The sequence below is a fragment of the Vreelandella jeotgali Hwa genome (genome assembly GCF_000334215.1).
Taxonomy (GTDB): domain Bacteria; phylum Pseudomonadota; class Gammaproteobacteria; order Pseudomonadales; family Halomonadaceae; genus Vreelandella; species Vreelandella jeotgali.
Genome location: NZ_AMQY01000001.1, coordinates 52,244 through 65,857 on the forward strand (window position 1 = coordinate 52,244; position 13,614 = coordinate 65,857).

Annotated in this window: 17 protein-coding genes; 5 read left to right on the forward strand and 12 right to left on the reverse strand. The window is 60.8% G+C overall.

The features are described 5' to 3' along the window. Positions 1-24: 24 nt before the first annotated feature. Positions 25-186 (forward strand): anaerobic ribonucleoside-triphosphate reductase, encoded by a 162-nt coding sequence (nrdD, locus tag C793_RS0100245; RefSeq protein ID WP_017428931.1) that lies wholly within the window; start codon positions 25-27, stop codon positions 184-186. Positions 187-236: 50 nt separating this feature from the next. Further along, positions 237-971 (forward strand): anaerobic ribonucleoside-triphosphate reductase activating protein, encoded by a 735-nt coding sequence (locus C793_RS0100250; RefSeq protein WP_017428932.1) that lies wholly within the window; start codon positions 237-239, stop codon positions 969-971. A gap of 139 nt (positions 972-1,110) precedes the next feature. Here C793_RS0100250 and C793_RS13200 read toward each other — a convergent pair whose 3' ends face one another. After that, positions 1,111-1,620, reverse strand: a complete 510-nt coding sequence (locus C793_RS13200; protein WP_051038310.1) for a tetratricopeptide repeat protein — start codon at positions 1,618-1,620, stop codon at positions 1,111-1,113. Between the two features lie 210 nt (positions 1,621-1,830). Beyond that, a complete protein-coding gene (locus tag C793_RS14395; RefSeq protein ID WP_156804800.1) occupies positions 1,831-2,064 on the reverse strand; it encodes a hypothetical protein in 234 nt (77 codons plus the stop codon). 244 nt (positions 2,065-2,308) lie between these two features. On the opposite strand from C793_RS14395, the gene C793_RS13205 reads away from it, so the two are divergent. The 3 genes from C793_RS13205 to phoR all read left to right on the forward strand — a co-directional run bounded on the left by C793_RS13205 (position 2,309) and on the right by phoR (position 4,943). Continuing rightward, entirely contained in the window at positions 2,309-2,644 is a 336-nt protein-coding gene (locus C793_RS13205; RefSeq protein ID WP_017428933.1) for a radical SAM protein, read from the forward strand. A 294-nt stretch (positions 2,645-2,938) separates the two neighbouring features. Then, the gene (gene phoB, locus C793_RS0100265; protein ID WP_017428934.1) at positions 2,939-3,628 is read left to right on the forward strand and encodes a phosphate regulon transcriptional regulator PhoB; all 690 of its coding nucleotides are present in this window, start codon (positions 2,939-2,941) and stop codon (positions 3,626-3,628) included. Positions 3,629-3,641: 13 nt separating this feature from the next. After that, entirely contained in the window at positions 3,642-4,943 is a 1,302-nt protein-coding gene (gene phoR / locus C793_RS0100270; protein ID WP_026106010.1) for a phosphate regulon sensor histidine kinase PhoR, read from the forward strand. Between the two features lie 416 nt (positions 4,944-5,359). Here the strand turns inward: phoR and C793_RS0100275 are convergent, their stop codons facing one another. The 10 genes from C793_RS0100275 to phnG form a co-directional block, all read right to left on the reverse strand. After that, positions 5,360-6,349, reverse strand: coding sequence for an IS481 family transposase (locus C793_RS0100275; protein WP_017428936.1), 990 nt, complete (start codon positions 6,347-6,349; stop codon positions 5,360-5,362). Between the two features lie 188 nt (positions 6,350-6,537). Further along, positions 6,538-7,299, reverse strand: coding sequence for a phosphonate metabolism protein PhnP (gene phnP / locus C793_RS0100280; protein ID WP_017428937.1), 762 nt, complete (start codon positions 7,297-7,299; stop codon positions 6,538-6,540). Further along, positions 7,296-7,838: a ribose 1,5-bisphosphokinase gene (phnN, locus tag C793_RS0100285; RefSeq protein WP_017428938.1), complete on the reverse strand. Its 543-nt coding sequence runs from the start codon at positions 7,836-7,838 to the stop codon at positions 7,296-7,298. The genes phnP and phnN overlap by 4 nt, the downstream gene beginning before the upstream one ends. 1 nt (position 7,839) lies before the next feature. Continuing rightward, on the reverse strand, positions 7,840-8,982 hold the full coding sequence (locus tag C793_RS0100290; protein ID WP_017428939.1) for an alpha-D-ribose 1-methylphosphonate 5-triphosphate diphosphatase: 1,143 nt from the start codon (positions 8,980-8,982) through the stop codon (positions 7,840-7,842). After that, complete coding sequence (gene phnL / locus C793_RS0100295) at positions 8,982-9,701, reverse strand: phosphonate C-P lyase system protein PhnL (RefSeq protein WP_017428940.1); 720 nt, start codon at positions 9,699-9,701, stop codon at positions 8,982-8,984. The genes C793_RS0100290 and phnL overlap by 1 nt, the downstream gene beginning before the upstream one ends. Before the next feature lie 20 nt (positions 9,702-9,721). Continuing rightward, complete coding sequence (gene phnK / locus C793_RS0100300) at positions 9,722-10,555, reverse strand: phosphonate C-P lyase system protein PhnK (protein ID WP_245550172.1); 834 nt, start codon at positions 10,553-10,555, stop codon at positions 9,722-9,724. Positions 10,556-10,593: 38 nt separating this feature from the next. Then, a complete protein-coding gene (locus tag C793_RS0100305; protein WP_017428942.1) occupies positions 10,594-11,427 on the reverse strand; it encodes an alpha-D-ribose 1-methylphosphonate 5-phosphate C-P-lyase PhnJ in 834 nt (277 codons plus the stop codon). Then, on the reverse strand, positions 11,414-12,577 hold the full coding sequence (locus C793_RS0100310; protein ID WP_017428943.1) for a carbon-phosphorus lyase complex subunit: 1,164 nt from the start codon (positions 12,575-12,577) through the stop codon (positions 11,414-11,416). The genes C793_RS0100305 and C793_RS0100310 overlap by 14 nt, the downstream gene beginning before the upstream one ends. Continuing rightward, positions 12,562-13,173 (reverse strand): phosphonate C-P lyase system protein PhnH, encoded by a 612-nt coding sequence (gene phnH, locus C793_RS0100315; protein WP_017428944.1) that lies wholly within the window; start codon positions 13,171-13,173, stop codon positions 12,562-12,564. The genes C793_RS0100310 and phnH overlap by 16 nt, the downstream gene beginning before the upstream one ends. 2 nt (positions 13,174-13,175) lie before the next feature. Next, the gene (gene phnG, locus C793_RS0100320; protein ID WP_017428945.1) at positions 13,176-13,607 is read right to left on the reverse strand and encodes a phosphonate C-P lyase system protein PhnG; all 432 of its coding nucleotides are present in this window, start codon (positions 13,605-13,607) and stop codon (positions 13,176-13,178) included. Positions 13,608-13,614: the final 7 nt, after the last annotated feature.

The following is a 13,614-nucleotide window of genomic DNA, read 5'->3' on the forward strand; positions in this document are numbered from 1 at the left end:
CATCATCGTAAAGAGGAGCTTTTCATGAACCACTCCACCGAAACCCTGCCCACCGAACAGCGTCAGCGCTGCGAAATCTGGACTCGGGTGATGGGCTATCACCGCCCGGTCAGCCAGTTCAACCACGGCAAGCAGTCCGAACACTACGAGCGCTGCCACTTCCGGGAGCACGCCACCACCCGTTAAACCCACCACCACGCCGGACGCCTGCGGGCGTCCGGTCGGAATTTGCCGCTATGTCCCCCATTGAATCCCGTCGGCCGCAGTTGCCTGTGGCCGGCCTGACACCCATGACCACCCTGGACTATCCCGACCACCTCGCCTGCGTGGTCTTCCTGCAGGGCTGCCCCTTGCGCTGCGGCTACTGTCATAACCCGCAGATGCTCGAACCGAGAAAGGCCAAGCCCGATGAGTGGGCGGAGATCGAGGCCTTCCTTGACAGGCGCCGTGGCTTGCTGGAAGGCGTCGTGTTCAGCGGCGGCGAGCCTATGCTGCATGCTGATTTGCCGCTGGCCGCCGCGCGGGTTCGCGCCCTGGGCTTCAGGGTCGGGTTGCACACTGCCGGCGTTTATCCCCGGCGCCTGAAGGCGCTGCTGCCCTGGCTCGACTGGGTGGGGCTGGACGTGAAGGGTAGCGCCGAAAACTTCGACGTCATTGTCGGCCGACGCGGTATGGCTGCTGCCCATCGGGAGAGTCTGGCCCAGCTACTGGCCAGCGATGTCGCCTTCGAGTGCCGCACGACCGTCCACTGGCGCGACTGGACCCTGGCATCGCTACGCGATTTGGCCCTATCGCTGTCGGCGCAGGGAGTGACGCATTATGCTATCCAGATGGCACGCCCTCAGCAGTGTCTGGAAGAAGCCTACACTCAACCGGTGACAACGGCCCCGACGACTGCCGAGCTGCACGATCTCGTGCATCGCCTGCAGCCTGCCTTTCAACACCTGGAGCTGCGCGAAAGAGTGGTTTAGTTCGGTTGCGGAGCCTCTTTCGACGCCTGCTCGCCGTTACTGTCATTTTCAGCAAGTGGCTGATCGTCTCCACCACGGATCGCTGGGACAGCAGCGCCGAGAAAATGCTGGAAAACCAGGCTCTGATCCTGGTCGTCCCTCATGTCAGGATTTTTTTGAGCTTCTGCAAGGCCCTGTTCCGCTGCGCCCGGAAGAACCACTTGATGGCTTGAGTGTAGTTCTGGGGAACGCCCCTGCCTTCGCCATATAACAAGCCGAGACCGAATTGCGCCTCGATAATGCCCTGTTCCGCGGCCTGGCGAGTCCATTCAGCGGCTTGAGTATCGTCCTGGGGAACACCCTCGCCTTTGAGGTACATGACGCCCAGATTGTGCTGCGCGGAGGCAAGGCCCTGTTCCGCGGCTTGGCGGAACCACTCAGCAGCTTTAGTGGTGTTCCGAGGAAAAACGCCCCTGCCGTTGAGGTACATGGCGCCAAAATTGTTCTGCGCTTGGGCATCGCCTTGTTCAGCGCGGTGTTTAGTATCGCTCTGACTGAGGTCGTCGAACCCGTTAACGCCAGTAAGCGAACGGGCGTAGATCACCAATACCACCCCTGCGATCACGGGGCTGACACACAGCAGGGCCCGTAACACGGTATCCAGCTCCATCATGCCTCCTTGCCCGCCTGGTGGAGTCTTCCCAGGAGAGCCATTTCCCCGGTGCTTTGTTTTCCTTGGCCGCTGCGTGTCAGGGGTCTGGGCGGCGTCGTTCGCTCTGGCAGTGTCTCCGTACGCTATTTACACCCCTTAGTCTGCTAAACCGTGGCGCAGGCGCACGGCAATGTGGAGTGGCCTTATGTGTCAACCTGAGTTCAGGGTTTAACACCCTCCTCCATTGCCACCACCTGCGCCACCACCACAACCACCTGCACCGCCGGCACCTGCGCTGCCGACACCCACACCTACGCCGCCAGCACCTGTGGTAACAGCACCCGTGCCTCCGCCATTTTTACTGCCACCACCTTTACTACTTTTATTGGGGAGGTGGTTTAGGTCGTAAAGGAAACAAGAAAAAACAATCAATAAGAATATTACTAATAAAATAATTTTCATGAACCCACCTCATCTCTATCTTATCTCTAAATTTATTCTCCTTGTCTGTCAGCGTAGTGATCACCTAGCCGGATTTGTAGTGATTCAATGAAATGTGTCATGCGTCATTTTCATGGCCAGTATTTTATGGTGCTGTTTCCGAGGGTAATGCCTCGGGATGACTTGGGGGGACAGTCTCCCTGCACGCCCGGCAAGGGGAAGTGCTAGCTGTGTAAACCCACCAGGTTGTTCACCGAGATCCGGTATGGCTGACGCCCACCGGGAGAGCCTGGCCCAGCTGCTGGCCAGCGATATAGCGTTCGAGTGCCGCACGACCGTCCAATGGCACGACTGGACCCTGGCATCGCTACGCGACTTGGCCCTGTCGCTGTCGGCGCTGAGTGTGGCGCACTATGCCATCCAGGTGGCACGTCCTCAGCAGTGCCTGGACGAAGTCTATACCCAAGCGGTGAGGACGGCTCCGACCGCTGCCGAGCTGAACGATGTCGTGGATTGCCTGAGGCCGGCCTTCCAGCGCCTGGAGCTGCGAGAAGTGAGTGGCGCACCTCTCCGGCTTCCAGGCATCCTCAGTAAATACTGAGTTCTACTCCTAGTAAAGCAAATATTATCAAAGAGTTGCAGAGTACAAACATTGCTCGCATCAGAGATGGTTCATGGGTGCTTGATTTTTTAGTAACCTCTGGACCGATGGCCGGCAGCCCCCGCGTTGGCCTAATCACAAAGACAAAAAAGGCCTGTTGATTGCTGACCTTGTCCAGCAGATTGCGAATAAGCCGCGATCTCCGACACGCCGCCTTGTCACACTATTGTCACAAGAAGATGCTGTCATCGTCACCGATCCGTCATTATCAGTATCCTTGACCTGGAGCCCAGGATGACCGCAAAGACCGTACTGATTGTCGATGATGAAGCACCGATCCGTGAAATGATCGCTTTGTCGCTGGAGATGGCCGACTACCGCGTACTGGAAGCGGGCAGCGCCCAGGCGGCTCACTCGTTGATCGTCGATCATCAACCCGATCTGGTACTGCTCGACTGGATGATGCCTGACACCAGCGGCCTCGAACTGGCGCGCCGCCTCAAGCGTGATCCGGTGACTGCCGAGCTGCCGATCATCATGCTGACCGCAAAAGGCGAGGAGGACAATAAGGTTCAAGGGCTGGAAGCCGGCGCAGACGACTATATCGCCAAACCCTTTTCGCCTCGTGAGCTGATGGCTCGCCTGAAAGCGGTATTGCGACGTACGACACCCTATGGCATCGATGAGGTGGTGGAGGTGAACGGCCTGCTGCTCGACCCCGTCAGCCATCGCGTCAGCAGCAATGGCAAGACGCTGGAGCTTGGCCCTACCGAATATCGCCTGCTGCAATTCTTCATGACGCATCAGGAGCGTGTCTACACCCGAGATCAGCTGATTGACCAGGTGTGGGGTGGCAACGTCTATATCGATGAGCGCACCGTGGACGTGCACATTCGCCGGCTGCGCAAGGCGCTTGGCGAATCCCATCAACAGCTAATCCAGACCGTCCGTGGCGCGGGCTATCGTTTCTCCACCAAATACTGAGCCAGGCACTGATATGACGCGACTTTGGCAGAGAGAGTTGTGGCGCCTGGGTATGCTGTGCGGTCTTGGCGTGCTGCTTGGTTGGCTATTTTCTGCCGTGGGCGCCGGCCTTGCTGCTGCCTTGGGCGTGTATCTTTTTTACCAGCTGCGCCAGCTCCACGCGCTGCACCAACAACTATCCCGGCTCTCCTCCAACCAACCCCTCGTAAGTGGTGGCGTATGGGATGACTTGTTCGATCGCCTCTATCGCTATCAGAAGGCTCAACAGACCATCCAACGGCGGCTGCGCGATACCCTGTCGCGTATCAAGGATTCTTCAGAGGCCATGCGCGACAGCGTGGTCATGCTCGATCGCCACGGTTACATAGAATGGCGGAATAGTGCCGCTGAACGCATGCTGGGTCTCAAACCTGCTAAAGGTCGGCATCAACACATAACCCACCTGCTGCGCGCTCCGCACTTCGTTGACTACTTCCATGCGCTGGACTATCGCGAGCCCTTAACCCTGATCTCACCTATCGATGAGCAATTGGTTCTTCAGTGCCAAATCACCCTTAACGGTAACGGTGAACGCCTGCTGATGGCGCGCGATATCACGCGCTTGCATCGACTAGAGCAAATACGACGCGATTTCGTGGCCAACGTCTCCCACGAGCTTCGCACGCCGCTGACCGTGCTGACCGGGTATCTGGAAATCTATCAGGATATAGCCGAGGTTCTACCGTCAAGGCTTGAGTGCAGCTTGCCGCAGATGCAAAAGCAGACTGCTCGCATGCAAAACCTGGTCGATGACCTGCTGCTGCTTTCGCGGCTCGAAAGCAATGATCGAAGCGGCGAAGATGCCCGCCGCCTCAACCTTGCCAGCATGCTGGAGACCATACGCCGTGACGCTGAGGCATTATCTGACAGCGGGCAGCGTATCACCCTGGAGATACATAGCACCCTTGACCTGATGGGCTGCGAACAAGAACTGCAGAGCGCAATATCCAACCTGGCGTTCAATGCCGTACGCTATTCAGGATCGGGCAGCCAGATCGTCTTGCGCTGGCGGGCGCTTGGCGACGGCGCTTGCGTAGAAGTGCAGGATGATGGCGAAGGAATCGCGGCGATCCATATACCACGCCTTACCGAGCGTTTTTATCGCGTTGATAAAGGCCGCAGCACCGCTACCGGCGGCACGGGGCTCGGGCTTGCCATCGTCAAGCACGTGCTGCTGCGTCACGAAGCGCGACTGGAGATCGATTCCCAGCTGGGCCAGGGGGCGACCTTTCGCTGTGTGTTTCCCCACCAGCTGGTAGTGGCATCGTCTTCCTGATGCTTCACCACGTGACGGCAATCCCCTTAGTCATAACGGCCGGTAATATAGTCCTCAGCCTCTTGGTATACGGTGCGAGAACATCGTCTTGGTATCGTTGTTCACCCAGGTGGGAAAGGCCGTCTGACCAACGTTTTTGCCCCACCCTTGAGATGGCAGCACTGTTACCACCCGCCTCCATCCCGACTCAGCCAGGAGTTGGGATGGAGGCGTGAAGGACTAGGGAATAAATCATAAGATCAAGGGGTTAGGCGATTACGGGCAGGGAGTATCGATCCGATCCATCAACCAACAGCCGGGGATTTCCCCGCAACACTGTACATAAGCACCTGCGCCAGGACGTGGCAGCCATCCAGATTGCCCAGACGCATCAAGAGCGCGTGAAGGCCCTCGATGCGCATCGCGCGCCATATCGCCTACCTGTCGGGTCCCGTGTGATTAACAACCCGCTTGGTAAATAACTCAGGTCGCTTGGCCTGCCACTCCTTCATCGCCGCAATCGGTGATTGATGATGCAGTGCCTTCTGCGAGATGTGGTGATTGTACAGCCAAGCGTAGCGTTTGAGCGTCTGCTCCAGATCCTCGCCTGAGGTATAGCGCCGGGTGGCCAGCACGTCGCTGATGCGGCCGTTGAACCGTTCTACCATACCGTTCGTCTGCGGCCTTCCCGGCTTGATCAGGCGATGGTCGATACCATGGGCCTGGCACTCCAGATCGAAGGGATGGCGGCCGCTGGGCCTGCGCTCACCTGCCCGCGTGAAGCGATCGGTGAACGACTTGCCGTTGTCAGTCAGCACCGTCTGGATCGTGAAGGGCGCCTTTTCCTCCACACACTTCATGAACGCCTTGGCATCCCTGGCGGACTGGCTGCGCCTGACTTCCAGATAGACCCAACGTGTGGCACGGTCGATGGCAACATATAGGTAGCGCTTTTGCTCCTCGTCGGGCATCTGGGGCAGGTGCTTGATATCGACATGCACATACCCAGGCTCGTAGTCCTTGAAGGGCTTGTGCCGAGGCTTGCCATCATCTCCGGCATCCTGACGGGCCAGTTCCGCGAGTGTCGGCACCTCACGGCGCTTAAGCATGCGATGCAAGCCGGAGCGTGACAACCGAGGATTCAGAAACTCACGTGCCACGACGAGCAAGTCATCCAGACCGAGGCGCAGGAACTCGCGAGCGGCGATCAGCACTTCCTCCTGCTCGGACGTGAGCGTAGCCAGCAGGTTATGGCGTGTATGGGACCGATCATGAACATCGTCGCGGTACCGCCAACGGCGTATCGTCGAATCACCAACACCGTACTGGCGCGCCAACTCGCTATCGCTGATGCTGGCGGGCGCTGCCTGGATGTCAGCACGGATCTTTGGTGTGGTGGTGGCCTGCTTATGCAGCTTGATGTCCATGTCTCTGCTCCCGGATGAACTGCTGTAGAAGCTCTCTTGCTATCAGCAGAGGGTAACTTCTATCACTCATTTGATCATCAGGGACCCTACACCTACCTGCTTGCGCACCTTACCGCGCCAGACCTCTACCGGCGCCGCCAGGTCGGCTTCCCCGGCGACAAGCGGCTGGAGCCGAGCAGACGATATTGCTAATCGGGTAACTCAATTTCGAGTCCATCCCAAGCCAGTGACACGTTCGCTGGCAATGATAAATAGGTAGTCAGCACCTCAGCATCGACGTCGTGGCTCAGGTGCGTCAACCAGCCTTGGGAAGGGTTCAGACGCTCGAGAATGTCGAGGGCCATAGTGATATTATTATGGTTACGCGGCATCGTATGACTGGCCGGATGGGTGGCATCAAGAATGACGATATCCGGCTGCCATTGGCGTAAAAAATGTTCGGTGCTGCCGGGCAGCCCAACAGTATCGGTCAGATAGGCAAGTCGGCTCATCGAGTCGGCAATACAGTAGCCCAGTGTGGGCCTGCTGTGATTGAGCGGCACAGGAATGACGTTCATGTCCCCTAATACCAAGGGCCGAAACGGCTCGAGTCCGGGTCTAAAATCGAGAATGCCGGGATGTTTGAAGAGATCCGCACAGCCCTCGGCATCTCTGGGACCGTAGATCGGTATCGATTCACCCACTCCCCAGCGTAGATGCAACAGCCCCTGCACATGATCCGCATGATAGTGCGTGAGCAGCACGCCGGCGGGGCGTTCGCGTTCGCAGCTATCGGCCAGGTCCATGCGCCCAGCGTCGAGCAGGTAGCTCTCACCGCTGCTATAGATCTTGGCACTGCAAGGGCCGCGTCGATAACGGCTCATCAGCCGGGCGCGTTCACAGGCCAGGCAATGGCAGCCGAAACAGGGCACCTGGACACTGTCGCCGGTACCGGTAAAGCGAAATTTCATGAGATGCACTCGGTATTGAGCAATCTCTGCAATGCCGCCACGCTGTGGTGCAGCGCCTTGTTATTGTTGAGGCGCTCGACATCTACTAGCTCCGCTTCCAGACGCTGATGCTGCGCCAGGCGTCGTTCGATCTCGAAGTGCGTCTCACGGCCACGCTGAATCAAACGCTGACGCAATACCTGTGGTTCCGCCGTAACCAATATCGGAAGCAACTGCTCACCGAAACGCTCACGCGCGCGAGCGAAGGCGCGTCGACTACCATTGACGATGACCGTATGATCACGCTTTAGCCAGTGCTCCACCTCGATCCCGATGCCATACTCAAGACCGTGTGCCTGCCAATCGAGACAGAACAGGCCGGCGTGACGGCGTTCGGTGAACTCTTGCGCGGATAGGCTCACGCAGTTTTCATGATGTCCGCTCCAGCGCGTAATATAGCGGTGCGCCACCAGCAGTTCGGGGTGGCATTGACGAATGGCGCTCAGCAGGCTGTCCTTGCCCACGCCACTGGCACCCATGAGGTAAACGAGACGCGCCATATCAATGCACCTGCCTTCCAGCGCACCACGCCCGTTTCAGGATCGGATGGTCGTCGACCGTCTGTACGCGCAATAGATCCGCGCGCAGTCCCTGAGCGAGACGACCGCGATCGGTCAGACCCACCGCTTGTGCCGGTTGTCGCGCGGCGCTGGCTACCGCCCTGGGCAGCGAATAGCCTTGTTCGATCTGCGCGGACTTGAACACGGCATCGAGTAGCGCGGCGGGATAATAATCCGATGAGAGAATATCCAGCACCCCGAGTCCAATCATCTCGGTGGCGGCGATGTTGCCGGAGTGCGAGCCGCCGCGGACCACGTTGGGAGCGCCCATCATCACCGCCATGCCGTTACGCTGCGAGGCCTCGGCGGCCTCCCGCGTGGTCGGGAACTCAGCGATGCGCATGCCGTACTCGTGGCTTTCGGCGACATGCTCGAGGGTGGCATCGTCGTGGCTGGCCAGAGCCAGGCCGAGAGTCCTGGCCTCCGCCGAAATGGTGCGGCGATACGTGTTGCTGTAGCGCGCACTGTTGGCCAGCTGGCGTTCGAGATAGATCTCCATATCCGCGTCGCTCAGCTCATACTTGCCCTGATAATAGGCGCGATACGCTTCGAGACTGACGAACTGGCGCTGCCCCGGGGCGTGATCCATCAGCGATACCAGGCCGAGCAGCGGCGAATCCGCCAGGGCGCGGAAGTTGCTCAGGGTATCTGGATGGCTGACCTCGCAGCGCAGGTGAATACGATGATCCACCCGTGCCAAACCTTCCTGCTGAATCCCGACGATGGCGTCGTGCATGGCCTTCAAGGAGTCGTGACGCATGCTCTGCTCATCCACATCGCCAATCGAGAGCGCATCGAATACCGTGGTGATGCCGCTGGCGGCCATCTGGCTATCGTGGGCCAGGGCGGCCTGGCGCCGAGGCCAGGCCACCTTGGGCCGGGGCTGGAAATACTTCTCCGCGTTGTCGGTGTGCAGCTCGACCAGCCCGGGCAGCAGATAGTCGCCTTCGCAGTCGATGGCGGTGGAGAGCCGACACGGCGCAAGATCGATCTCGCGGATCCTGCCGTTGCGTATCACCAGCGTGCCCCAGACCACCTCATCGTCGAGCACCAGCCTGGCCCGGGTAAGAATCTGTTCGTTCATCAAAATGTCTCCTGAGAAGAGGTGCGGGCCATCAGATGCTCGTCCAGCGGCAGCAAGCGATCCGCCACTCGGCTGCGTACATCCTCGTCGTGGCAGATGCCGAGCAGGGCGCAGCCTCGGGCCTTGGCCTCACTGATCATCTCAACCACGACGTCGCGGTTGGTGGCATCCAGAGAGGCAGTGGGTTCGTCGAGCAGCAGCAGCGGGTGCTCACCGATGAAGCCCTCGGCGATGTTCACGCGCTGCTGCTCGCCCCCGGAAAAGGTGCCCGGCGGCAGCGACCACAGGCGCTCGGGCAGATTGAGGCGGGCGAGCAGCGTTTCGGCGCGCTGGCGGGCGTCCTGGGCGTAGGCACCCCGGGCCAGCAGCGGCTCCATCACTACCTCCCGAGCGGAAACCCGCGGTACAACGCGAAGGAACTGGCTGACGTAGCCGACTACATCCCGGCGCACTCGGTGCCAGGCATGAGTCGGCAAATCGGTCAACTCCAGCAGGCCGTCGTCGAAGTGGATGCGGATACTGCCGCGCTCGGCGAGATAGTTGCCGTGGAGCATCTTGAGCAGGGTGCTCTTGCCGATGCCACTACGCCCCGCCAGTACCAGACATTCGCCGCGGTGCAGCTCAAGGGAAAGATCGTGCATCACCTTGATGGCAATACCGCCCTGACCGTGCAGGACGAAATCCTTGTGCAGCTTCTCGATGGTGAGTAATGCCTTCATCGCTTGGCTCCTTGAGTCGCTCATGGCGTCAGCACCGACGACACCAGCAGTTGGGAATAGGCGTGCTGTGGATCGTCGAGGATTTGATCGGTCAAACCGGCTTCCACCACGCGGCCCTGACGCATCACCAGCAAACGATGCGAGAGCAGCCGCGCCACGGCCAGGTCGTGAGTGACCAGCACCACGGAGAGCCCAAGCTGACGCACCAGGGTACGCAGCATGTCGAGCAGGCGCGCCTGCACGGAGACGTCCAGCCCCCCGGTGGGCTCGTCCATGAACACCAAGCGTGGCCGGGTGACCAGGGTGCGAGCGATCTGCAGGCGCTGCTGCATGCCGCCGGAGAAGGTCTGAGGCGCATCGTCAATGCGTTCGGCATCGAGCTCCACCTGACGCATCCAGTCGCAGCCGGCGGCGCGCAGCTGACCGTAGTGACGATCCCCTAGGGCCATCAGGCGTTCACCGATATTGGCACCGGCGGAGACGCCCATGCGCAGGCCATCCCGTGGGTTCTGATGCACCAGCCCCCACTCCAGGCGCAACAGGGCGCGGCGGCGAGCGTCGCCGATGCCATAGAGATCGAGTTCGCCTTCACGGCTATGATCACTGAGGCTTCGGTCGAGCGGATAGTAGGTCACCCGGCCGGCGTCCGGGGCTTCCAGGCCGGCGAGTATGCGCAGCAGGGTCGATTTGCCGGACCCGGACTCGCCGACGATGCCCAGCACCTCGCCGGCATGCAGACGAAAATCGATCGCCTCGCAGCCCTTGCCCGGACCATAAAGGCGGGTGATGCTCTCCACGTCCAGCAACGCAGGGCTATCCAGGTCGGGTCTCTCCAGTACGGGCTTATCCAACACAGGCTTCTCCCCGACGGGGCTTTCTAGAACGGAGCGCGTCATGCAACCTCCCCACGCCGCAACAGGCAGTAGTCGGTATCCGAGCAGACGAACATGCGGCTGCCCACGTCGTCGGTGATCACTTCATCGAGGAAGCTATGATCCGAGCCGCATAGCGCGCAGTGCTCGTCCCAGGCTTGGATCTCGAAGGGATGATCCTCGAAGTCGAGGCTCTCCACCCGGGTGTGCGGGGGGATGGCATACAGACGCTTCTCGCGACCGGCACCGAACAGCATCAGGGCATCACTCATGTGCAGCTTGGGGTTGTCGAACTTGGGGATGGGCGAGGGGTCGGTCACATAGCGACCGTCGACCTTGACCGGATAGGCGTAGGTGGTGGCGATATGTCCGTAGCGCGCGATGTCCTCATAGAGCTTGACGTGCATCACGCCGTACTCTTCCAGCGCGTGCATCAATCGCGTCTCCTGTTCGCTTGGCTCGATGAAGCGCAGCGGCTCCGGGATCGGCACCTGAAAGACCAGGATCTGTCCGGGCTCGAGGGGCGTTTCGGGAATACGATGGCGGGTCTGGATGACATCCGCCGCCGCGGTAGCGGTGGTCGTCTCGACCCCGGCGACGCGCTCGAAGAAGGCGCGGATGCTCACCGCGTTGGTGGTGTCGTCGGCGCCCTGGTCGATGACCTTGAGCACGTCGTCGGCGCCCAGGATGCTGGCGGTAAGCTGCATGCCGCCAGTACCCCAGCCGTAGGGCATCGGCATCTCGCGCCCGCCGAAGGGTACCTGATAGCCGGGGATCGCTACGGCCTTGAGTAGCGCGCGGCGGATCATGCGCTTGGTCTGTTCATCGAGATAGGCGAAGTTATAGCCGTTCATGGTGTACTCCTTTCGATGCGCGCTCGGTCGCTTTGGCTTCCTCGCTGACGTTTTCCCTTTTCTGCTGCGGATCGCCCGCGCGACTGCGTTGCGCCTCGTGCGCCTTGCGCAGGCGGCGCAGCAGTTCCAGCTCGGACTGGAAATCGACGTAGTGAGGCAGTTTGAGGTGCGAAACAAAGCCCGAGGATTCGACGTTGTCGGCGTGCGCCAGCACGAACTCAGCCTGCTGCGCCGGGCTTGTGACAGATTCGCCAAGCTCCTCGGCGCGCAGGGCGCGATCGACCAGCGCCATGGCCATGGTCTTGCGCTCGTTGTGGCCGAAGGCCAGGCCGTAACCCCTCGTGAACTGCGGCGCGGCCTCGCGACTGCCGCCGAACTGGTTGACCATCTGGCATTCGCTGAGCGCGATCTCGCCGATGCAGATGACCTCGTCCCACTCCTCGACATGGATTTCGATATCCACCTGGCCGAGGCGAATCTCGCCGGCAAAGGGGTGATTGCGCCCGTAGCCGCGCTGGGTGGAGTAGCCGAGTGCCAGCAGATAGCCCTCGTCACCGCGGGCCAGCATCTGTAGCCGGGTGGCGCGATCGACGGGAAAATCCGGCGGGTCCCGGGTGATGTCATAGGGTTCGCTGCCGTCGTCCCGTTCCTGCTCGATCAGTCCCTCATCATTGAGCAGGTCGAGGATTTGCGGGCAGGCCTCCAGCGCTTCTTCGGCCCTGGCCGGGGTGGGTACTTCCCCTTCGGCCAGCTGCAGAAAATCCAGCAGGCGATGGGTATAGTCGTAGGTCGGCCCCAGGATCTGACCGCCGGGAATGTCCTTGTAGGTGGCGCTGATACGGCGCTCGATACGCATGCTGCCGGTATCGAGCGGTTCGCTCACCGCCAGGCGCGGCAGGGTGGTGCGATAGGCGCGCAGCAGGAACACCGCCTCGATCAGATCGCCGCTCGCCTGTTTGAGGGCCAAGGCCGCCAGTTCCGGATCGTAGAGCGAGGCCTCGCTCATCACTCGATCCACCGAGAGTCGTAGCTGCCCCGCGATCTGCGCGACGTCAAGCTCGGCCTGATCGCGTTCGCCCCGACGGCGGTCGGCAAGCAAGCGATGCGCGTTGGCGATGGCCTGTTCGCCACCTTTCACGGCGACATACATGGACGAACCTCCTGATCAGTGCGCTCGACGCGGGTGCTGCGGGGAATGGCGACGAGCCGGTCATTGCAGGTGAGGATGGCGTCCATTCCGCGGGGGAAGCTCGCGCGATTGGCGCCAAGGCGTGCCATCAGACCATCCGCCTCACCGATATCCAGATGCCGCCGATCGGCAATACCGGGGCCGGAGAGCTGCCACGGGCCTGAAGCCTCGAGGTGTTCGAGGGCTATCAATAGCGTGATGCTACGGTTCGGGTAGGCGTCGCTGCCAATAGAAAAATCGATACCCTGCGCCAGGGAGTTGGAGGTGAGCAGGGCAAACTCCGCGGCGGCGCTATCCTCGGTGATAGGACAGCCGGTATGAAAACGCAGCGCTTCACGTAGCGCCGGGGAATCGAGCTCGCTGGCGATCCACAGCGGCGTATCGAGATCGCAGAGTGTCAGCAAGGCGCCCCATAATGCCGGGCCAATCGACGCCTCCCGGGGAGGCTCCGGCGCCCTTGGCATCTCGAGGGTGCCGGGCTCCGCCATGGCCTGGAGGAGCTGCCGAAACAGGCGTTGGCTGTCGTGAACGGGATCGTTGAAAGCGGGCCAGAGCATGGTCACTCTCCTCTTACCAGGGTGAAGAAATCGACCCGGGTGGCCGCGGCGGTGCGCGAGGCCTGTGCTTCCCGGGTGGTTAGCGCGTCCTGCAACGGGGCGATCAGTTCATCGTCGATGCGTCTAACAAGCCCGGCTTGCTGGGCGCAAGCATCGACCAGGGCGATCAATTCCGCGTGACGCCGATCGCGACCGCGCACCCAGCCATGGCCCAGAGTGCCGTCATCGAGGGCCACACTGGCGCGGGTCATGGTGATCTCGCCGAAGTTGAAGGCGTTGCCGGTACCGCCCATGCGGCCTCTGACCATGGCCATGCCGGTTTCCGGGCCGCGCACGCAGCGGTGCTGTTCGTGGATATCGAGCGCTGCCCAACGCGATTCGAGGTGGTGGCAGGGCGTCAGGGCAAGCACGCGCTGACGATAGGGTCGAGTCATGACAACC

Coding starts and splice junctions, on each gene's coding strand:
- C793_RS13200 (WP_051038310.1), bottom strand. CDS start 1,620: ATGGAGCTGGATACCGTGTTACGGGCCCTGCTGTGTGTCAGCCCCGTG.
- phnH (WP_017428944.1), bottom strand. CDS start 13,173: ATGCTCTGGCCCGCTTTCAACGATCCCGTTCACGACAGCCAACGCCTG.
- phoB (WP_017428934.1), top strand. CDS start 2,939: ATGACCGCAAAGACCGTACTGATTGTCGATGATGAAGCACCGATCCGT.
- C793_RS14395 (WP_156804800.1), bottom strand. CDS start 2,064: ATGAAAATTATTTTATTAGTAATATTCTTATTGATTGTTTTTTCTTGT.
- C793_RS0100250 (WP_017428932.1), top strand. CDS start 237: ATGTCCCCCATTGAATCCCGTCGGCCGCAGTTGCCTGTGGCCGGCCTG.
- nrdD (WP_017428931.1), top strand. CDS start 25: ATGAACCACTCCACCGAAACCCTGCCCACCGAACAGCGTCAGCGCTGC.
- phoR (WP_026106010.1), top strand. CDS start 3,642: ATGACGCGACTTTGGCAGAGAGAGTTGTGGCGCCTGGGTATGCTGTGC.
- phnP (WP_017428937.1), bottom strand. CDS start 7,299: ATGAAATTTCGCTTTACCGGTACCGGCGACAGTGTCCAGGTGCCCTGT.
- C793_RS0100305 (WP_017428942.1), bottom strand. CDS start 11,427: ATGAACGGCTATAACTTCGCCTATCTCGATGAACAGACCAAGCGCATG.
- C793_RS0100275 (WP_017428936.1), bottom strand. CDS start 6,349: ATGGACATCAAGCTGCATAAGCAGGCCACCACCACACCAAAGATCCGT.
- phnN (WP_017428938.1), bottom strand. CDS start 7,838: ATGGCGCGTCTCGTTTACCTCATGGGTGCCAGTGGCGTGGGCAAGGAC.
- C793_RS0100310 (WP_017428943.1), bottom strand. CDS start 12,577: ATGTATGTCGCCGTGAAAGGTGGCGAACAGGCCATCGCCAACGCGCAT.
- C793_RS13205 (WP_017428933.1), top strand. CDS start 2,309: ATGGCTGACGCCCACCGGGAGAGCCTGGCCCAGCTGCTGGCCAGCGAT.
- C793_RS0100290 (WP_017428939.1), bottom strand. CDS start 8,982: ATGAACGAACAGATTCTTACCCGGGCCAGGCTGGTGCTCGACGATGAG.
- phnL (WP_017428940.1), bottom strand. CDS start 9,701: ATGAAGGCATTACTCACCATCGAGAAGCTGCACAAGGATTTCGTCCTG.
- phnG (WP_017428945.1), bottom strand. CDS start 13,607: ATGACTCGACCCTATCGTCAGCGCGTGCTTGCCCTGACGCCCTGCCAC.